The organism is Arthrobacter sp. FW306-07-I (assembly GCF_021800405.1).
Taxonomy (GTDB): domain Bacteria; phylum Actinomycetota; class Actinomycetes; order Actinomycetales; family Micrococcaceae; genus Arthrobacter.
This window is the reverse complement of sequence record NZ_CP084550.1, coordinates 72,239-91,399: the sequence shown is the minus strand read 5'-3', so window position 1 is coordinate 91,399 and position 19,161 is coordinate 72,239. Positions and strand designations below refer to the sequence as shown.

The following is a 19,161-nucleotide window of genomic DNA, read 5'->3' as shown; positions in this document are numbered from 1 at the left end:
TGATTGTGCCCGACCGGGCGGTCAGCGCAAGGCCGGTTCCGTTGCGTGCGCGATGCGGGCCAAGGCATTGGCGGAAGCGGTTGTCATCTCTGCAGGGACGCCAAGGTCCGAGAGATAGCTGGCGGTGTCCTGCATCTCCCTGGACCGGCGCGCGGCATGTTTGGCAGTGCCGGTGAGGAACCTGTCGATAACGGCCTGGCCGTCACCGGCAAGCTGCCCGGCAATCTGGGCGCGGATCCAGTCCTCGAGGCCCGCGGCCTTGCCGGCCGTGACGGCCTCGACCACCACGGAGGCCAGGCCCTTCATGAGGACGCTGCGCAGCAGCTTGTGCGCCATGGCCGCCCCGGGGCCGCCATCGGCGATTTCCACCTGGACGCCCAGGGGTTCCAGCAGGGCGGCGACGGCCTGGGCGCCGGGGCCACTGACCATCAAGGGCGTCTTCTCCCCCAGCGCTGAGACCGGGCCGAGGATGGCGACGTCGGCGAAGGCGGCCTGGGTGGGCAGCTGCCCGAGTTCCTGCATGACGCCGGGCGATGAGGAGGTGAAGTCGGCGTAGCAGCTGCCGGGGGCCAGGACCGGCAGGCACTCCTGGGCCACACTGCGGGCAGCTGCGGCTCCGGTCATCACCAGGACGATATCCGCCCCTTCACAGGCTTCTGCAGCGGTGGCGGCGCGGGTGACGCCGGCGGGGGTGGACGCTGCCACGGGGTCGAACCCGGTGACCGCGTGGCCGGCAGCGGTAAGTGCCGCGGCGTAGGTGGCGCCGGCTTCGCCGAGGCCAATGACGGTGCATGCTGTCATGGAATTGGTGTCTTTCTTGCTTGGAAAGGTGCGGCAGCTAGGAGCGTGCCGCGACGATGGTTTGACGGCGGTTGGTTTCGTCCGCGAAGACGGCCTCCGCTGCTTCGGCGACGGCGTTTGCCTGTTCGCGGGGAACCACCACCACGCCGTCGGAGTCTCCGATGATGATGTCGCCTGGCAGGACAGGAACACCGCCAAAGGCGACGGCGGTGCCCATTCGGAACGGACCGTCCTTGTAAGGACCTGCCGGCGAAGTAGCCCGGGCAAAGACCGGCATGCCGATCTCACCCAGCGCCTCGGCGTCGCGCGCTGCTCCGTCCAGCGCAAAGCCCGCGACGCCGAGGTTGATGGCGCGCTCCCCTATCAGTTCGCCCAGCAGGGCGCGGGACTCATCGCCGCCGCCGGCAACGACAATGACGTCCCCGGGCCGCACCTGCTGCAGGGCGGCGTGGATTCCCTTGTTGTCTCCGGGCCGGGTCCACACCGTGAAGGCCGGTCCTGCGAGCTTTGCACCGGGCCAGACGGCCTGGATGGCCGAGTCGGCTACGCCGAGCCGGTCCATGGCATCGCCGATGTTCGCGGCGGGCAGCTTGGCGAGGCGGTCCACTACGTCCCGGTCCGGCCGGGCGAAGTCAGCGTCAACAGTGTCAAGGGCTGGGGTTGTCATAGGGGTTCTTTCGGTGGGTGGGGCGGGTGGATCAGTCTTTTTTCTGGACCAGCGGGAGGACCTGCTTGAAGTCGCCTTCCTGGCCGGCCCACATCTGTTCGTAGTCCTTGGCCGTGAGATAGCTGGTCTGCAGGCCCAGGTCCTTCATCTTCTGCACCACGGCCGGGTCTTCGATGGCCTTCTCAAGGGCAGCTTCGAGTTTCTTGGCAACGGCATCGGGGAGTCCGGCCGGTGCGGAGTAGCCACGGGCGGTGCCCGCTTCGACGTCGTATCCGGATTCCTTAAAGGTGGGCACGTCAGGCAGCGCCGGAGAGCGTTCGGCGCTCATGACACCCAGGACGCGGGCCTTGCCCTGCTTGGTGAGGTCGTTCACGTCGCTGACGTTGGCCACCAGGACGTCCACGTGCTTGCCGAGGAACGCGGTGGTTGCCTGCGAGGCCCCTTCGGAGAAGTGGACCGGGGCAAACTCGGAGCCGGTGACCTGCTGGATCTGGGCCAAGGCGAAGTGCTCGCCCGTCTGGATGCCGGTGGTGCTGGCGGTGAGGGACTTGGGGGTGGCCTTCTCGGCGTCCAGGAGTTCCTTCAGCGTCTTGTAGGGGCTGTCCGGCTGCACGGCGATAACGGCGGGGTCAAAGACCTGCCGGCCCAACGGCTTGAAGCTGTCCCGGGTGTATTTTGCGCCGCGGGCGGGATCGAGCGGCGAGACGACGACGGACGGTGAGCCCGTCGCGCCGATGGTGTAGCCGTCCGGCTTGGCGCTGGTCAGCGCTGTGTAGCCGATCTGGCCGCCTGCGCCGGGCTTGTTGACCACTTCGACCTTGGTGCCGAGTTCCTTCTCCAGGACGGGCTGGATCAGCCTGGCGGCCGTGTCCACGGCGCCGCCGGAGGAGAACGCGACGATCAGGTCGATCGACTTCCCCTTTTTCGGGAAGTCGGTGGCACCTGCGGTCGAGTTGGAGGCGCCGGCGTTGGCGTTGGCGCCGCAGCCGGTGAGGGCGATCAGGGATGCTGCTGCGAAGGCAGCAATGATTTTCTTGCGTGACAAGGGTCTTCTCCTTTGAAGTGATGCGGATGGAGCGGGGATGGGTGTTTGTTGGGGAGTCTTAGGCTTCGGGGTCCTCGGTGAGGGCTTTGGGCTTGCGGATTTTCAGCAGCGGGCTGCAGAGGATCAGCAGGCCGACGGCGATCAGCACGGCTGAGATTGGCCGGCTGAGGAAGACGCTGAAATCGCCCTGGGAAATCTCCAGCGATTCGCGCAGCGAGCGTTCCATCAGGGGGCCCAGCACCAGGGTGAGGACCATCGGGGCCAGCGGAATGTCGAGGTTCCGCAGTGCAAGGCCCAGGAGGCCGAAGCCGACCATGACGTAGACGTCGAAGACGCTGAAGTTGATGGTGTAGGCGCCGATGACCATGAACAGCAGGATCACGGCGGTCAGGATGGGGGTGGGGACGCGCAGGATGGAGGTCCACAGTCCCACCAGCGGAACGTTGAGCAGGAGCAGGATGACGTTTCCGATGAAGAGGCTGGCGATGATTGCCCAGGCAATATCCGAGTGCTCGGTGAACAGGCTGGGCCCCGGTGTGAGGCCCTGCTGGAGGAAGGCTCCCATCAGCACCGCAATGGTGGGCGATGCCGGGATGCCCAGGGTGAACAGCGGGATGAGTGCCGCGTTGGCGTGGGCGTTGTTGGCGGTTTCGGGGCCGGCCACACCTTCCACCGCGCCCTTGCCGAGCTCGTGGCGGAAGCGGGAAAACTTCTTCTCGGCGGCGTAGGACAGCAGGGAGGACACCGATCCGGTCATGCCCGGGATCAGGCCAAGGCCGAAGCCGACGCCGGTGCCGCGGGCCATGGACGGAGCGCTTCGCCGCCACTCGGTCCGCGATGGGAACAGCTGCCGGAAACCGGGAGCGTGGACGATGGGGGTTACGTCGTTCCGGCGGAAGGAGAGGATTTCCGAGAGCCCGAAGACACCCACGATGACGGCCACGAAGCTCACGCCGTCCAGAAGGTTGTCGATGCCAAAGGTGAAGCGGGGGGCGCCTGCCACGGGGTCGATGCCCACCATGGAGATCAGCAGGCCCAGCGCGCCGGAAATCACGGCCTTGACCAGGGATTTTCCGGCCAGGGCCACCAGCAGCGAGATCCCGACGACCATGAGCGCGAAGAACTCGGGCGGGCCGACCAGGAGTCCCATTTCACCGAGAGGCTTGGCCGCCGCCACCAGGCCTACGGTGGCGATGGTGCCGCCGATGAAGGACCCGACCGCGGCCAGCGTCAGCGCGGCCCCTGCCCTGCCGATCTTGGTCATGGCGTAGCCGTCGATGGTAGTAATCGCGGACGACGCTTCACCGGGGGTGTTCAGCAGGACGCTGGTGATGGTGCCGCCGTACTGGGTGCCGTAGAAGATGGCGCAGAGCATGATGATCGACCCCGCAGGGTCCAAATTCAGCGTGATGGGGATCAGCAGGGCCACGCCTGCCACTGGTCCTACCCCGGGCAGGACCCCGATGATGGTGCCCAGCAGGCAGCCGAGGAAGGCAAAAATCAGGTTCTGCCAGGTCATGGCGGTGGCAAAGCCGCCAAGGAGTTCATTGAGGGTTTCCATGCCTAAAGTCCGATCAGGTTCAGTGGAGCGAGTGACGAAACCGGGAGTGCCACGTTCAGGCCGTAGTTGAAGGCGTAAAAGGCGCCGACGCTCCCCGCCAGGGCGATGATCAGGGAGGGCACCCACGCCCGGTGTCCGCGGATTTTCAGGTGGTAGAGCAGGAACGCGAACATGCTCAGCTGGAAGCCCAGCAGGTCCATCACGGACGCCAGGATGACCAGGCTGGCCACGACGGAAATCACCACTCCTTTGTCCACACCTTCACCTCTGGCGCTCGGCCGGCGGAGTTCCTGGAGGAGCCAGACTGCCGACATCGCCACCAGGAGCGCCCCCATCGCGAAGGGGAACAGTCCGGCGCCCGGGCCCAGGGACGTCCAAAGGCCCAGGCCCAACGAGCTGACCAGGACGTAGATGCCGACGGCGGCGAAGGCGCCAATTCCCGCCAGCACACCGGGAGCAATCCGGATGGTGCTGCCTGCTTTCGTCGTGACTGACTCCGTTGTCATGAGCTTCCTTTTCACAGCGCGTCATTGCGTTTCACAGAATGAAACTATATTGCGTACTGAGAAATAGTGACAGGAGACACAGATGCTGTCAAGCGCAAGGAACTTACATACAATGAAAGAATGGAAACCACGACTTCCACCCCGGCCAGCACGGCAGAAGAGAGCCCCAAGTCCTCGAACATGCGCTCCCTTTCGAGGGCCATGGAGGTCTTTGCCGAGTTGCAGCGGGCCGAGCGGCCGCAGCGGCTCAGTGATCTGGCGCGGAACTGCGGCATGAGCCTGCCCACCACGCTGAGGATCCTCCGGGTGCTGCAGGATTTCGGAATGGTGAGCCAAACGGACAAGTCCTACCGGATCGGCCCCGCCGTCCTGCCGGCGGCAAAGAGTTTCCTGGAAAACGATCCCTTGGCGGTCGCGGGACGTCCGGTTCTGCAGCAGCTCGCGGCCCAGACCGGAATGTCTGTTTCCCTGCACACCCGGCTCGGGTTTGAGCGGATCCTGGTGGCACGGGTTCAAGGCGAAGCGCCCATGCAGTATGACCTGCCCCTGGGTAAACGCCTCCCCCTGACTCGTGGCGCGGCCGGAAAGATCCTGATCGCGGGCGCCTCCGATGCCGAACTCCAGCAGGTGGTAGCGGCCGCTATCGCCTCCGGTCACGAGGAGCAGGGATTCACGGTTGAGGAACTGAAGTCACGGCTGCCCGAACCTGGTTGTGACTACGCCTATTCTGCGAATGAGCGTGTGGTTGGCGTGCTCTCCGTAGGGGTGGCATTGACGAACAGAGCCGGCCGCGCCAACGAATCAATGGCTTTGAACTGCCCAGCGGAGGCGACGACCGAGGAGAAGATCAAAGCCAACGTTCCGGAACTGCGCCGTGCCGCCAGGCGACTCTCCGAACTGCTGGAGGGCTCCGTCTACTGAGCGGCAGCCCTCCGGCCCACTGCAGGAAGGCGGACGACGGCGTCACGCACGGCACGCCTTCGGCCCACCCTTGGCGGGGGTACCCCGGAAACGCGGGCCACCGCCGTCGTACGCTGACTGAAAGCGTGCCCAGCGTGACGGACCTGCCGGAGAAGGGCTCCATGGGCAGGCGCGGGAAAAGGAGGAGACAGCCACCGGCTGTCCCCTCCTTTTCAGGTCGATGGTGAAGTTATGCGTGCAGGTTTCCGGCCCGGCCGGCCCTCGGCGCCTCAAGGTCCTCCAGCGAAGTGCCCTTGGTGTCGCTCGACATCAGGGTGGCCACCGCAGAGACCAGGCAGATGCCCAGCGTGGTCAAGCCGATCGTAAGCGGTACATTGGCGGATCCTGGAGGCGCGATCGCCGTGAAGATGCTGGGAAAGAACGAGGCAATCATGAGCCCGATGTTCTGCGATACCGCAAAACCGGTCACCCGGATCCGCATGGGGAACTGCTCCTGGAAGAACGTGGCGAACGTGGCGTTCCACATCTGGAAGAAGATGCCCTGCACGATTACCACGCAGACGAAGACCAGCGGAAGGCTTCCCTGCTCGATGGCCCACAGGTAAACGCCCACCAGCAGGCCTCCGACCATGCCGCCGGCCGCCATGAGCATCCGCCGGCCAACCCGGTCGCTCAGCGCGCCGAACAGCGGGATGGTCGCCACGGCCGCGATGTTGGCCACCAGCGTGACCCACAGGAACTCACTGCTTGAGAAGCCATTGCCGTAGCCCTTTTGGGTGGCGTAGGAGACACCGAAGATCAACGTGGCCATGCCGATGACGTTGGTGAAGGTCATGAGGACGCAGCGGACCAGGACCCCGGGGCGGGTGCGCAGGAGTTCCACGAGGGGAAAGCGGCGCTTGGTTTCACCGGCACCGGACTGCGCCACATACGTGGGCGGTTCCTGCACGCGGCGCCGGATGAAGTACCCGGCCAGGATCACGACGGCGCTGAGCAGGAACGGGATGCGCCAGCCCCAGCTGCCGAACTGGTCGGCCGGGAGGACTGCGGCGAGAGGGAGCAGGACCGCGGTGGCAAGGATGGAGCCCACCTGGGTGCCCTGCAGGCTGAAGCTTGCAAAGAAGCCGCGCTTGGCATCGGGAGAGTGCTCGACGATCATGGCACTGGCGCCACCCAATTCCCCGGCCACGGCAAAGCCCTGGATCAGGCGAAGGATCACCAGGAGCGCCGGCGCCAGGAGGCCTACTTGGCCGTACGTGGGCAGCAGCCCCACAGCGAAGGTCGCGAAGCCCATGAGCAGCATGGCGAAGACGAGCACCTTCTTGCGTCCGTGCCGGTCACCGTAGGCACCCAGGACGACGGCGCCCACCGGACGGGACACGTAGCCCACGGCATACGTGGCAAGGGAGGCGATGATCCCGACGGTTGGGTTCTCCGAAGGAAAGAAGATGGAGGGAAAGATCAGCGTTGCCGCCAATGAGTACAACGCGAAGTCGTAGTACTCCAGGGCGCTTCCGATCCAGCCGCTCATCGCCGCTTTCCGCGGATCCCGCGAAGGGGCGTCAACACCCTGGCTGGGAACGGCGACGCGGGTGGGGGTGGTGCTCATGTGCTTATGTCCTTCGTCTTCATTGGCAAGGAACCGGAACCGCTGGGTTCAGCAGGTGTTCTTGGCTGTGTCTGCGCCGGAATTGGTCCAACCGGACCTGAAGCGACAGCTCTTGAATCGATTCATCCAATATAGAAGGTGACCCCCGTTACGTCAACGGGCAAGCGTTATCCCCCATTCTCCCCGCGGTCCCGGCCGTTCCTCGGAAGGACCCTGCCTGCTACCGGCTGGCGTAATAGGCCGCAGCCATGTCCTGCTTGGCCCGACCCTGCTCCGACACCCGGTCCAACCTTGCGGCGAAAGCTTCCGCGCCGTCGAGCTTCACGCCCTGCTCAGCAGCCGCATCGACAATGAGGTGGGCATCCTTGCACGCCGTATCCACTGCGAAGGAGGCGGGGTCCAGGCCGTCTTCCATGATGAGGCCCATCTTGGTCCGCAAGTAAGGAAGGTCAAGGCCGCCGCCTTCGATCACGCCGAGGAACTGCTGCGGATCGACCCCAAGGGCTTCGGCGAGCGCAACCACTTCCCCGGCGGCGTTGGAGGCGGCGATGACCCAGCTGTTGACCACGAGCTTGAGGCGGGCTGCCGATCCGGTTGAGGCGTCTTCCCCAGTCCAGATGGTGCGGGCGCCGATGGCGTCGAGGACTTGCTCCACGCGCCGGCGCACAGCTTCGGGCGCGGCGGCAAGGACCAGCAGCTGGCCGGCTTCGGCAGGACCGCGCGTACCTGAGACCGGCGCCTCCACCAGGTCCAGGCCAAGCTCGCCGGCCAGGCCAGCCAGGACGGGTACGTCCCGCACGCCCACGGTGGTGGACTGAACCCAGGCCGTACCGGCCTTGAGCCCCGGGGCCGCGGAGCGCATGACCTGCTCCACCGCGGCGGCGTCGTACAGCATGGTCAGGACCACATCAACATCTGCCACTGCTTCGGCGGGGTTGGCGGCCCGGTGTGCGCCGTCCGCAGCCAGCGGTTCGGTTTTTGCCGGGTCCCGGTTCCACACCGAGACGTCGTGACCGGCACGCAGGAGGTTGCGGGCCATGGCCGCCCCCATGATTCCGGTTCCCAGCACAGCCACTTTGAGCTTCGTATCCATTGAGCAGTCCTCCTGGTCCAGTTTGGCTTTCCCTACCAACTCAACGTCTCCAGGATTCAGTTACTTATGCAAACCGGGTTCCTGCGGAATGTCAGCGCGCCCACCTAGACTCGTACCCATGAGCGACAGCAACCAGGAAACAATCGGCAGCCCGGAACCCGAACCCAATGCAGGCCTCAACAGGGACCCGGAAGACTGGGTGACTGGGGACGAACCCATGACGGCGGCACAGCGCAGCTACCTCGACACGCTGGCACGCGAGGCCGGGGAGGAACTGCCTGCAGACATGAGCAAGGCTGAGGCGTCAAAGCACATCGACCGGCTGCAGCAGCACAGCAACCGCGTGGCCGGCAACGGCGGCGACGGGGCCGGCGCCTAGGCCGCCGGAGCCGCAAAACGCTGACGACGGCGGCAGCACAGGACGGTGCCTAAAGACAGGATTGTGCCACAAGCACCTATGCGAAAGGCGGCTGCCCTGCGGCGGCTACCGGAGGTGGGTTGACGAAGGCCTGCTGAAAAGGAGCCTTACCAGGCCTGGCACTCGCGGGTTACGCCGAAGGGAACCGTCTCGCTGAGGTCAACGGTGAACTGGTTCACGCCGTGGCGGGTTACCAGGATGCCGTGGCGCTTGCCGCTGAGCGCGTGGGCCTTAGCGGCTGCGACGGCGGCGTCGAGTTCGCTGTCCATGCTTTGGCGGTCGGACACGGTGAGGGTCAGGGGGAAGTTCAATGTCTTGCCTTTATGTCTTTGGGGGCCGGGGTGGGCAGGCGCCGCCCAGCGCTCCCCCTGGCTGCATAGGCGGTGGGCACTTTCGTGCCTCGCACTATGGTGCCCGAGCAGATAAGGGCCAGCAACTTTAGATAAATGACGCAGGTCAGCGGGCTGTCTGCCTTGCTTTGTCTTGACAATTACTGGCCGCAGGCCACCGTCAATTAGAGTTGGACAGGAGTGGAAGCTGATTTTTCCGGCTTCCGGCTGCCCCTGAAACCCCGCCCCGCGGCCTGACCCCGGGCCACATTGTGCCACCGCTGACTGTGCAACGACCTGACAAGGATTCCGCCATTTCCACCGACGCTCTCTTCGGCAATCTGACCAGGATCCGCAACGTCCTCCTCCCCACCCCGGTGCGGAGCGTGCTGAACACCGGGCGCGGCCTGCTGGGCGGCTTCATCGTGGTGCACCTTGTCTTCCTCATCTTCGCAGCGTCGCTCTCCCTGCGTGGCGAGGCGTTCAGCGACACCTTCATTTACCGTGACTGGGCCATGGCGGGGTTCAATGAAGCCAACCTCCGCGGCGGCCCCAGTCCCTGGGTCTACCCCATCCTGGCCCTCATCCCCATGGCCATCGCGGGCATGGCCGGACCCGCACCGTTCTTCTTCCTGTGGGTCCTCATGACCACGGTCCTCAATGGCTGGGCGCTGCTGAAACTCACTGCCCGCGGCCGCAACAGCAGTGCCATCCCCGCGGGCTGGTGGTGGCTGGCCTTCACGTTCCTGATGGGCTGGCTGGGATTCGCCCGCGTTGACGGCCTCACCGCCCCGCTGGTCCTGGTAGCCCTGGCCTACGGCGTCAACCGCCCGTTCATCGCCTCGGTCCTGCTGGCCATCGGCACTTGGGTAAAAGTGTGGCCGGCGGCCATCATGCTGGCCCTCTTCGCCGTCGTAAAGAACCGCCTGCTGGTGGTGCTGGCAGGGATCTCGGTGACGGCCGGCGTCGTGGCGCTGGCAGCCGTGCTGGGCAGCGTTCCCAAGCTGCTGAACTTCCTCACGCAACAAGGTGACCGCGGAATGCAGCTCGAGGCCACCTTCACCACCCCCTGGCTCTGGCTTTCCGTCCTGAACGTGGGCGGCTCCCGCATGTACATGAATACGGACATCAACTCGATGCAGGTGGACGGGCCGGGCACCGCCATCCTGTCCGTCCTCATGCAGCCGCTCCTGGTCCTGGCCGCCGTACTGGTGGCCGGGCTGACCTTCTGGGCCCTGCACAACGGCAAGCAGCACAGGGTGGCCGGCGGTGTGGACCGCACCGAACTGCTCCTGGCCGGCGCGCTGACCCTGGCCACCGCCTTCGTGGTGTTCAACAAGGTGGGCTCCCCGCAGTTCATGGTGTGGCTGGGCCCCGCCGTCGCCGTCGGCCTTGCCCACAACTGGCGGGAATGGCGTGTCCCGGCACTGATGCTGATCGCCATCGCCGTGGCCACGTACTTCATCTACCCCCTCTTCTACGATGCCCTCAGCCACAACAACCCCTGGATGGCGCTGGTGCTGACCATCCGCAACGTCCTGCTGGTGGTGCTGTTCCTGTGGAGCGTCCGGCGCCTTTACTCGCTGGGCAAGAAGACGGCCGCACCTGCCCCCGCGCTCAAGGAGACCTAAGATTTCCACGAGGTTCTTTGACCGCCTGGTGACGGTCCGCACCAAACTGCTCCCGGCAAAAGTGGTGGACTGGTTCGCCCGCCCGTCCAGTGTCTGGTGGGGCTTCGCCGTCGTCCATCTCTATTTCCTGGGCTGGATGGCGTCCTTCTTCCTGAACGGCGATACGTTCAGCGACACCGAGCAGTACCGGCAGTGGGCCATGGACGGCTACAACCCGGCGGACCTGACCGGCAAGATCAGCCCCTGGGTCTATCCGGTGCTGGCGCAGATCCCCATCTTCCTCGCCAACCTTGCCGGGCCCAGTCTCTACCTCCTGGTCTGGTTCCTGATCATCGCGGCGCTCAACGCCGTCGGCCTGCTCTACCTCACCCGGGGCCCCCGGAAAGTGACGGGCGTTGCGCCGGCCTGGTGGTGGCTGTTCTTCACGGTCTTCATGGGCTACCTGAGCTTCGCCCGGGTGGAAGGCATCACGGCCCCGATCGTGCTGATCGCCCTGCTCTACGCCGCCGAACGGCCCGTGGTGGCGGGCCTTCTGCTCAGCATTGCCACGTGGATCAAGGTGTGGCCGGCCGCCGTCCTGGTGCCCATCGTCATCGCAAGCCACAAGCGCCTCCAGGTGGTGCTCGCCGGCGTTGCCGTCACCGCCGTCGTGGGCCTGGGGACGTGGCTGTCCGGCGGCCTCCCGCACATCATGGACTTCCTCCTGAACCAGGGCGAGCGCGGCATGCAGCTCGAGGCAACGTTCTCCACCCCCTGGGTCTGGTTGAGCGTGTTCCATATCGCCGGTTCGAAAATGGCGGACAACACGGCCATCAACTCCACCGAGGTCTACGGGCCGGGAGCCAGCACCGCGGCGTTCCTCATGCAGCCGCTGCTGATCCTCGCCGCCGTCACCGCGGCCATCCTGCTGGTGCGGGCCATGCGCCGCGGCGCGGAGCGTGAGGAACTCTTCCTTGAGGGTTCGCTCATGATGGTCACCGCGTTCATTGTGTTCAACAAGGTGGGCTCGCCGCAGTTCATCATCTGGCTGGCCCCGGTGATCATTGCGGGCCTGACGCACGACTGGGAGCGGTGGAAAGTCCCGGCGGCCCTGCTCATGGGCATCGCCATGACAACCTTCGTGATCTACCCCCTGTTCTACACCCCGCTCATCCACGCCCACCCGGTCATGGCCGCCATCCTCACCACCCGCAACGTGCTCCTGGTGGTGCTGCTGTGGTGGTCGGTGAAGCGGACGGCCGAGCTGGGACGGAAGACTGCAGCGACGGTTCCGGCGGGAGCCTAAGGGGCTTCGCGGCGTTCGACGGCGGCGCTGTCGCCCTGGCGGGCGGCCGCTGCCCGGCGCTGGGCCCGGCGTTCCAGAGCCCACTCCCAGCCCCGGCGGGCCAGGTCCAGCGGTTTGCCTTCGATGAGCAGTTTGCGCGTGTGGACGTCCAAAACCAGCAGGTAGAACGTGAACGCCAGGGCGGTGAAGAACGCCAGGGACGAGGCGTCGATGGGCAGTTCCACGAAGGACCAGACCGAGAGTTGGTCCTGGGCGCCGAACACGACAAAGAACGTCACGCCCACGTACAGCGACCGGATCTGCCAGTCGTCCCGGATCCCGGTGACGGCAAGGAACGGCAGGAACCACAGGATGTACCAGGGCTGGATGATGGGCGAGAGCATCACGACGGCGGTGAACGCCAGGGCCATCCGGCGCACCGCCCGGGAGTAGTCGCCGCGGAACATCAGCAGCAGGACCAGGGCGATGGCGGCCCACTTCATGGCGGTCCGCAGCCACGTGGCCAGCGTCCCGCCGGGCAGTCCCAGCGCGTTGGCGAGCATCTCCACCTGTTGGCCGAGGAAGCCTGACGGTGAGTAGCCGGTGTAGCCGGGGGTGGGATCCATGATGGCCCAGGTCCATCCGATGCCCAGATTGAATGGGATGCCGCTGAGGACCAGGACGCCGAAGCTGATGCCCGCCGTCGCGGCCCACATCAGGAACTTGCGCGGCCAGGTGGCGGAAGGACCGGCCCACATGATGCCGATGAACGGCAGCAGCAGCACGGTAATGGGCTTGATGCCGATGGAGGCGGTGACCAGGAGGATGCCAAGCAGGTAGCGGCGGGTGGCGGCGAGGTACACGCCCGCGACGGCGAGACCCACCATCAGGGCGTCATTGTGGGCGCTGGCGATGAAGCTGATCAGGAAGAGCGGGTTGGCCACGGAGATCCAGAGGGCGCGCGCACCGTTGATGCCGTGCAGTTCGGCCAGTTTGGGCACGTAGATGACGCACAGCAGCACCCCGACGCCGGCCAGCAGCCGGAAGAGCAGGACGGACGCGTCCGGCTGGGCTCCCGTCAGTCCCACCACCGCCCGCGCCAGCCACAGGAAGTAGGGGCCGTAGGGGGTCCGGTTTTCGGCCCAGGCGGGATCGGCGCCCAGGGCGAACCAGTTGTTGAGGGTGGAAATGCCCACCTCGTACGGGTTCTGGCCCTCCATCACCAGCCTGCCTTGACCGGTGTAAGCGTAGACGTCGCGGGAAAAGACCGGCACGCAGAACAGCAGGGGCAGGGACCACGCGGAGATGGCCACCACCACGGAACGCAGGGACGACTGTCCCCAGTCCCCCAGCCGCTGGCCCAGGCGCAGCCACGAGCGCATCAGCAGCATGGCGCCGGCCGTCAGCAGGACAGTGGACACCGCCACCCCCCAGCCTTCGGTGCGGAGCGCGATCACCACAGGCTGGCGGATCATGGGGGAACCGTTGGCGATCCAGCCCGTTCCGATGGAGCCGACGAACATCATGAGGGCGCCGATGAAACCCTCGAGGGTTGCCAGGTAGGCACGACCCTTGGCAGGCATGGAAGCCTCGGCCGACGTGCCCGGCCTGCTTTCCGATGTCCTGAGGTGCGACCCGCCTGCCGTCATGATTGTGTGGTCCCCTACTTCGTTACGGCACTGCTCGCCCCAGCTTCACAAGGCCGCCCTGCAACCCGGTCATTTTATCAGCCATACTTACTGCCTCTTCAGGGCCCCGGGGTAGTGTTGCATGCGCAGCCGATATCACCGGCGCATTCCCTCCACCCCCATTGTCTTCCATGGCAGGGCGGGACCCGGCGCACCGTGGCGCACAGAAACTTTGCACACCGCTCTCCCAGAGCCCAGTCCCCTGGAGCCGCTCCTTGGCCGTCGCTGACCGCACCCGTCCCCTTCGGCAACCGATCACAGTCCTCACCGCCCTGCGTTCCCCGCGGCAGCTCAGCCGCGAGGTCCTGGCCGGGATGGTCACCACGCTCGCACTGGTTCCGGAAGTCATTTCATTTTCGATCGTGGCCGGTGTCGATCCCATGGTGAGCCTTGTCGCCTCGATCGTGCTGGCCCTGGCCATGTCCATCCTGGGCGGACGCCCTGGTGTGGTGACCGCGGCCGCCGGTTCCGTCGCCCTGGTGATCGCTCCGCTGGTCCACGGGCACGGCGTCGAGTACGTCCTGCCCACAGTGCTCCTTGCCGGCGTGATCCAGGTTGTCTTTGGCCTGGCCGGGCTGGCGAGGCTGATGCGGTTCATTCCACGGTCGGTGATGATCGGGTTCGTCAACGCCCTGGGCGTGCTGATCTTCATGGCGCAGGTGCCCCATGTCCTCAACGTCCCCTGGCTCGCCTACGCCCTGTTCGCCCTGACGTTCGCCATCATCTTCATCCTGCCCCGGTTCACCAAGGTGGTCCCGTCGCCCCTGGTGGCCATCGTCGTCGTCACCGCAATCGTCATCATCGCCGGACTGACCGTGCCGAACGTCTCGGACGAAGGCCCGCTCACGGGCAAGCTGCCCGGGTTCACGGCATTCCTTTTTCCGGTAAACCTTGAGACCTTCCAGCTGGTCCTGCCCACGGCGCTGAGCGTGGCCTTCGTCGGACTCATGGAAACCCTCCTCACGGCGAAGCTCGTGGACGACATCACAGAGACCCCTTCGCACAAGGGCCGCGAGTCCTGGGCACTGGGCGTCTCGAACATCCTTGCCGGCTTCTATGGGGGCATCGCCGGCTGCGCCATGATCGGGCAGACCGTCCTCAACGTGAAGACCGGCCAGGCCCGCACCCGCATTTCGACACTCGTGGCCGGGCTGTTCCTGCTGGCACTGGTGACCGGGCTCAGCTCGATCATGGGCCAGATTCCCATGGTGGCCCTTGCCGCGGTGATGATGGTGGTTGCCGTGACCACCGTCGACTGGCACAGCGTGAAGCCGTCCACCCTGAAGCGGATGCCGGTGCCCGAGACGCTGGTCATGGTGGTCACCGTCGCCGTCGTGGTCTTCACGGGGAACCTGGCATACGGTGTGCTGGTGGGCGTCATCCTGGCGATGGTGCTGTTCGCCCGCCGGGTGGCCCACGTCATCACGGTGGATCGGACCCTGGCGGACGACGGTGGAACCGTCCGCTACGACGTGGTGGGGCCGCTGTTCTTCGGAAGCAGCAATGACCTGGTGGAGCAGTTCGCGTACGCCGACGATCCCGCCTCGGTGACCATCGACCTCAGCCGCGCGCAGATCTGGGACGCCTCAACCGTCGCCGCGCTCGACTCCATCGAAACCAAGTACGGGGACCACGGAGCCACGGTGGCGATCGAAGGCCTCGACGAACGCAGCACCGGCTTCCACCGACGCCTCACGGGACACCTGGGCGCCTGAGCGGAACCTCACCCCCGGCATGCGGAAGAGGCGGGGCTGCAGACTGCCGCCCCGCCTCGTTTTTCCAGGCGTGCCTAGGAGAAGCGGCCGGGCCGGAACGTCGCCAGCATGGGGTGCTTCCTGCCCGTCAGGATCTCACCGGCCAGCAGTTCGCCGGCGATGAGTCCCAAGGTGGCACCGGAGTGCGTAAAGGCGACGAAGCAGCCCGGTACCTGGCCCAGTTCGCCCAGGACCGGCTCGCCGTCGCCCGGGATCGGCTTGTACCCCATCTTCCAGGAGGCCGGCTTGAGTTCCGGGTTGCCGGCCACCAGCTTGGAGGCCTCGTCGGCCAGTTCCTGCACCACGTCGTCCGGAATGGTGAAGGAGCCGTCTGCGTGCTCAGTGATGTGCTCCTCGTACCAGTCGTGGTCCAGGGCGAACGTGCCGCCCGGGTTGGGCCGCAGCGCGGCGCGGGGGGTGTTCATCACGGCGGTGACCTCGTGCTGCACCTGCTTGGTCACCACCAGCATGGAGACGGGCGAACCGTTGGGAATGTGCACACCCAGGGGTTCGACGACGGCGGGCGTCGCTGCGCCGCAGGCCACCAGGACGGCGTCGGCCGGGTACGTCCCGCCCGCCGCGGTTTCCACCCCGGCGGTCCTGCCACCCTCCACCATGACGGAGGCCTTGCCGGCGTTGAGCACCAGCTCGCCGCCGCGGGCGTGGAACTCCTCCATCAGGAAGTCGATCAGGTCCGGCAGGCTCACCCAGCCTTCGCCGGGGTTGAAGATGGCCTTGTCCGTCACGGCGCTGGAATCGACGCCGGGGGTAGCCGAGGCGATCTCCTCCGGGGCAAGCAGCTTCGAGTCATAGCCGATGGACTTCTCGTAGGCATGCCGCGCCTCCGTGGCGTCGGCCTGGCCGGCCGCGTTCCACATGAGGCCGCCGCCGAACTGGAGCCACTCCCGCTTGGGGTCCGAGGCGAAGAGGGTGCGGTAGCGGTCCACGCCGGCAACGCGCAGCTGGTGGTACGGGGTGGACCGTTCGCCGGCGGAGTTGAGCCAGGACAGCGAGCGGCCGCTGGCTTCGCTGGCGAGTCCGCGCTCGGTCAGCAGGATCACGGAGGCGCCTTCGCGGAGCAGGTGCACGGCAGTGGAAACGCCCAGGATGCCGCCGCCGATGATCGCGACGCGCTTGGAAGCTGGAGCAGAGGACATTGGTGTCCCTTTCTGTGGAATTCGTGGTTGGGATGGACGCGAACGGTGCGTCAACGGAACAGAGCGCGGGCAGTCAGGCCAGGGCGTGGATGCCCTCGATGACCTTCAGGACTTCGAGCGGACCGGCGGGATCCACCGGCAGCGGTCCGTTCCCGCGAAGGGCGGCGGCCAGCTGCACGTAGAACTGCGGGTAGTCGCCGCGCTCGGCAGGAACGGGACGCGTTGCTCCATCGACCCCCAAGAGCCCCCAACGCTCCTGGGGATCGATGCCATAGGCCGGGTCCGACGGCGGGATCCCCGCTGCGAGGGCAGGTTCCTGCCCGTCGAGTCCCCATTTGGTGTAGGCGGCCTGCGAGCCAAGGATGTGGAAGCGGGCGCCCGCCTGGGCAGCCATGCCGTTCATCCACAGGCGTGAGCGGACGCCGGATGCGTGCAGCAGGGACACGAAAGCCTCAGTGTCGGCTGCGTCCGGATGCGGGCCGCGGTTGGCGGTCTCGCCGTAGCTCTGATCCACCGGGCCGAACAGCTGGATGGCCTGGTCGATCAGGTGGGCGCCCAGGTCGTGGAGGATCCCGCCGCCTTCGGCCAGGGATACCGTGTCCCGCCAATTTCCAAAGCCTTCCGGCCGCCACCATTCGAAACGTGACTCGAAGCTGCTGACCTGACCCAGCGCTCCGGAGGCCAGGACCTTCCGGAGGGTCAGGAAGTCCGCGTCCCACCGGCGGTTCTGGAACACCGTAAGCCGCACCCCGGCGTCGTCCGCCCTGCTGATCAGTTCCTCCCCCAAGGCGGACGTGGGCACGAAAGGCTTGTCCACCACCACGTGCAGGCCGTGGGCGATGGCCGCTGCCGCCAGCCCGAAGTGGGTGTGCGGCGGGGTGCCCAGGATGACCAAATCCAGGTCGGCGGACAGGACGAAGAGCTCCTCCGGGGTTCCGACAATCCGTGCCTGCGGGTAGAGGCGTGCCGCCTCCGCAGCCCGTTCCGGCTGCGCCGTCACGATCACGTCAAGCGAGAAATCCGGGTTGGCCGCAATCAGCGGCGCGTGGAACACCTTGCCGGAGATCCCAAAGCCGACGACGGCGGTCCGGATGGGTGCCGCTGCAACAGTGCGCATCAGAGCACCTCGGAGAGGAAGCGTTGGAGGCGTTCGCTGCGGGGGTTGTCGAAAAGTTGGGTGGGAGTTCCTGCTTCGACCACTTCGCCTTCATCCATGAAGACCACCTGGTCTGCGACTTTGCGGGCGAATCCCATTTCGTGGGTGACCACGAGCATGGTCATGCCGCGGCGGCCCAGGCCGGCCATGAGGCTCAGGACGCCTTTGACCAGTTCGGGGTCCAGGGCACTGGTGGCTTCGTCGAAGAGCATGACTTCGGGTTCCATGGCCAGGGCCCGGGTGATGGCGACGCGCTGCTGCTGGCCGCCGGAGAGGTCGCGGGGGCGGTGGTCGGCGCGTTCGGCGAGACCTACCTCGGCAAGGCGCTGGCGGGCTTTGGCCATGGCCTGGGCTTTGGGCATCCCCTTGACGGCCCAGAGTGCCAGGGCCACGTTTTCTTCGGCGGTGTGGTCCGGGAAGAGGTTGAAGTGCTGGAAGACCATGCCGATCCGGGTGCGCAGCGTGTCCGGGTTGCTGCCCAGGGTGCTGTCTCCGGCCAGGAGCACATCGCCGCCTTTGGGCTCGTGGAGCCGGTTGATGCCGCGCAGCAGGGTGGACTTGCCGGAGCCGGAGGGGCCGATGATGCAGGTGGTGGTGCCCGGGGCGACCGTGAGGCTGACGTTGCGCAGGACCTCGATGTCGCCGTAGGCCATGGTCAGGTTGCGCAGTTCCAGGGACGAGCCGTGGAACGTTGGGGCTTCCTGGCCGCTGGTGGTGTCTTTGGTGGGGGTGGTCATGTGTTGCTCCCGGTGGTGAGCGGCGAAGCGGAGGCGAGTTCCTTGACTTCCTTCAGCCCGCTGGTGGGCGGTACGGGGCGGCGGCGGCCGGTGCGGAACTTGTTGTCGAAGTAGTTGACCAGGTGGGTCAGCGGGACGGTGATCACCAGGTAGAACAGGCCCGCGGCGACCAGGGGTGAGAGGTTGCCGGAGAGCACGGCGGCGTCCTGGCCCACGCGGAACAGTTCGCGTTCGCTGACCAGCAGGCCCAGGAAGTAGACCAGGGAGGAGTCCTTGACGATGGCGATGAACTGGTTCACCAGGGCCGGGAGGACCCGGCGGACGCCCTGCGGGACCACCACCAGGGCCATGGACTTGGCGTAGCTCATGCCCAGGGCGCGGCAGGCCTCGCCCTGGCCCTTGTCCACGCTAAGGATGCCGGCGCGGAAGATTTCGCCGATGTAGGCGCTGGCGATCAGGCTAAGCGCGATGATGCCGAGTGGGTAGGGGGACGGGCCGAAGATCGACTGGCTCAGGCGTGCGAAGCCCTGGCCGATCAGCAGGATGGTCAGGATGGCCGGCAGGCCACGGAACAGGTCGGTGTAGATCCGGGCCGGGATGCGCAGCCACTTGGACGGTGAGATGCCCATGACGGCCACCACCATTCCCAGCACCGTGCCAAGGACGGTGGCGGCAATGGAAATGATCAGCGTGTTCAGCAGGCCGACCGCCAGCAGTTGGGGCAGGACCTCGGCCATAGCGCCGAAGTCAAAGAAAGTTCGGATGATGGTGTTGAACCAGTCCATGATTGCTCTCAGACGTTGATTGGGTGAAGGTGCCGGGCG

General features: G+C 66.2%; 18 protein-coding genes. 5 read left to right on the top strand and 13 right to left on the bottom strand.

The features are described from left to right. Positions 1–21: 21 nt before the first annotated feature. Genes LFT46_RS00455 through LFT46_RS00435 form a run of 5 tightly spaced genes read right to left on the bottom strand, consistent with a single transcriptional unit; the run spans position 22 to position 4,580 of the window. The gene (locus LFT46_RS00455; protein ID WP_236820913.1) at positions 22–801 is read right to left on the bottom strand and encodes an NAD(P)-dependent oxidoreductase; all 780 of its coding nucleotides are present in this window, start codon (positions 799–801) and stop codon (positions 22–24) included. Positions 802–838: 37 nt separating this feature from the next. After that, positions 839–1,468, bottom strand: a complete 630-nt coding sequence (locus LFT46_RS00450) for a methyltransferase (RefSeq protein WP_236820912.1) — start codon at positions 1,466–1,468, stop codon at positions 839–841. 31 nt (positions 1,469–1,499) lie between these two features. Further along, positions 1,500–2,513, bottom strand: a complete 1,014-nt coding sequence (locus LFT46_RS00445) for a tripartite tricarboxylate transporter substrate binding protein (protein ID WP_236800464.1) — start codon at positions 2,511–2,513, stop codon at positions 1,500–1,502. A 58-nt stretch (positions 2,514–2,571) separates the two neighbouring features. Beyond that, positions 2,572–4,074: a tripartite tricarboxylate transporter permease gene (locus LFT46_RS00440; RefSeq protein WP_236800463.1), complete on the bottom strand. Its 1,503-nt coding sequence runs from the start codon at positions 4,072–4,074 to the stop codon at positions 2,572–2,574. A 2-nt stretch (positions 4,075–4,076) separates the two neighbouring features. Beyond that, the gene (locus tag LFT46_RS00435; protein ID WP_236820911.1) at positions 4,077–4,580 is read right to left on the bottom strand and encodes a tripartite tricarboxylate transporter TctB family protein; all 504 of its coding nucleotides are present in this window, start codon (positions 4,578–4,580) and stop codon (positions 4,077–4,079) included. A gap of 120 nt (positions 4,581–4,700) precedes the next feature. Between LFT46_RS00435 and LFT46_RS00430 the strand changes: the two genes are divergently transcribed. Then, positions 4,701–5,501, top strand: a complete 801-nt coding sequence (locus LFT46_RS00430) for an IclR family transcriptional regulator (protein WP_236820910.1) — start codon at positions 4,701–4,703, stop codon at positions 5,499–5,501. A 229-nt stretch (positions 5,502–5,730) separates the two neighbouring features. Here LFT46_RS00430 and LFT46_RS00425 read toward each other — a convergent pair whose 3' ends face one another. Both LFT46_RS00425 and LFT46_RS00420 read right to left on the bottom strand, forming a co-directional pair. Beyond that, positions 5,731–7,110, bottom strand: a complete 1,380-nt coding sequence (locus LFT46_RS00425) for an MFS transporter (RefSeq protein ID WP_236820909.1) — start codon at positions 7,108–7,110, stop codon at positions 5,731–5,733. 220 nt (positions 7,111–7,330) lie between these two features. Beyond that, on the bottom strand, positions 7,331–8,203 hold the full coding sequence (locus LFT46_RS00420; protein WP_236800459.1) for an NAD(P)-dependent oxidoreductase: 873 nt from the start codon (positions 8,201–8,203) through the stop codon (positions 7,331–7,333). A gap of 118 nt (positions 8,204–8,321) precedes the next feature. Here LFT46_RS00420 and LFT46_RS00415 point away from each other — a divergent pair, with 118 nt between their 5' ends. Next, the gene (locus LFT46_RS00415; RefSeq protein ID WP_236800458.1) at positions 8,322–8,582 is read left to right on the top strand and encodes a DUF3072 domain-containing protein; all 261 of its coding nucleotides are present in this window, start codon (positions 8,322–8,324) and stop codon (positions 8,580–8,582) included. 146 nt (positions 8,583–8,728) lie between these two features. Here the strand turns inward: LFT46_RS00415 and LFT46_RS00410 are convergent, their stop codons facing one another. Next, the gene (locus LFT46_RS00410; protein ID WP_236820908.1) at positions 8,729–8,932 is read right to left on the bottom strand and encodes a hypothetical protein; all 204 of its coding nucleotides are present in this window, start codon (positions 8,930–8,932) and stop codon (positions 8,729–8,731) included. A gap of 305 nt (positions 8,933–9,237) precedes the next feature. Here LFT46_RS00410 and LFT46_RS00405 point away from each other — a divergent pair, with 305 nt between their 5' ends. Further along, complete coding sequence (locus LFT46_RS00405) at positions 9,238–10,581, top strand: glycosyltransferase 87 family protein (protein ID WP_442863660.1); 1,344 nt, start codon at positions 9,238–9,240, stop codon at positions 10,579–10,581. A gap of 28 nt (positions 10,582–10,609) precedes the next feature. Beyond that, positions 10,610–11,866 (top strand): DUF2029 domain-containing protein, encoded by a 1,257-nt coding sequence (locus tag LFT46_RS00400; RefSeq protein WP_236820907.1) that lies wholly within the window; start codon positions 10,610–10,612, stop codon positions 11,864–11,866. Here LFT46_RS00400 and mptB read toward each other — a convergent pair. Next, complete coding sequence (mptB, locus tag LFT46_RS00395; RefSeq protein ID WP_236820906.1) at positions 11,863–13,494, bottom strand: polyprenol phosphomannose-dependent alpha 1,6 mannosyltransferase MptB; 1,632 nt, start codon at positions 13,492–13,494, stop codon at positions 11,863–11,865. The two genes, LFT46_RS00400 and mptB, sit on opposite strands and share 4 nt — an antisense overlap. A gap of 254 nt (positions 13,495–13,748) precedes the next feature. On the opposite strand from mptB, the gene LFT46_RS00390 reads away from it, so the two are divergent. Then, a complete protein-coding gene (locus LFT46_RS00390; protein WP_236820905.1) occupies positions 13,749–15,248 on the top strand; it encodes a SulP family inorganic anion transporter in 1,500 nt (499 codons plus the stop codon). Positions 15,249–15,322: 74 nt separating this feature from the next. Here LFT46_RS00390 and LFT46_RS00385 read toward each other — a convergent pair whose 3' ends face one another. The 4 genes from LFT46_RS00385 to LFT46_RS00370 all read right to left on the bottom strand — a co-directional run bounded on the left by LFT46_RS00385 (position 15,323) and on the right by LFT46_RS00370 (position 19,122). Further along, complete coding sequence (locus LFT46_RS00385) at positions 15,323–16,444, bottom strand: NAD(P)/FAD-dependent oxidoreductase (RefSeq protein ID WP_236820904.1); 1,122 nt, start codon at positions 16,442–16,444, stop codon at positions 15,323–15,325. Between the two features lie 73 nt (positions 16,445–16,517). Continuing rightward, positions 16,518–17,561, bottom strand: coding sequence for a Gfo/Idh/MocA family protein (locus LFT46_RS00380; protein WP_236820903.1), 1,044 nt, complete (start codon positions 17,559–17,561; stop codon positions 16,518–16,520). Then, complete coding sequence (locus LFT46_RS00375) at positions 17,561–18,337, bottom strand: amino acid ABC transporter ATP-binding protein (protein WP_272910819.1); 777 nt, start codon at positions 18,335–18,337, stop codon at positions 17,561–17,563. Before LFT46_RS00375 ends, LFT46_RS00380 begins: the two co-directional genes overlap by 1 nt. Next, positions 18,334–19,122 carry an amino acid ABC transporter permease gene (locus tag LFT46_RS00370; protein WP_236820902.1) on the bottom strand — a complete coding sequence of 263 codons (789 nt, stop codon included), beginning with the start codon at positions 19,120–19,122 and terminating at the stop codon, positions 18,334–18,336. The genes LFT46_RS00375 and LFT46_RS00370 overlap by 4 nt, the downstream gene beginning before the upstream one ends. Between the last annotated feature and the right edge of the window lie 39 nt (positions 19,123–19,161).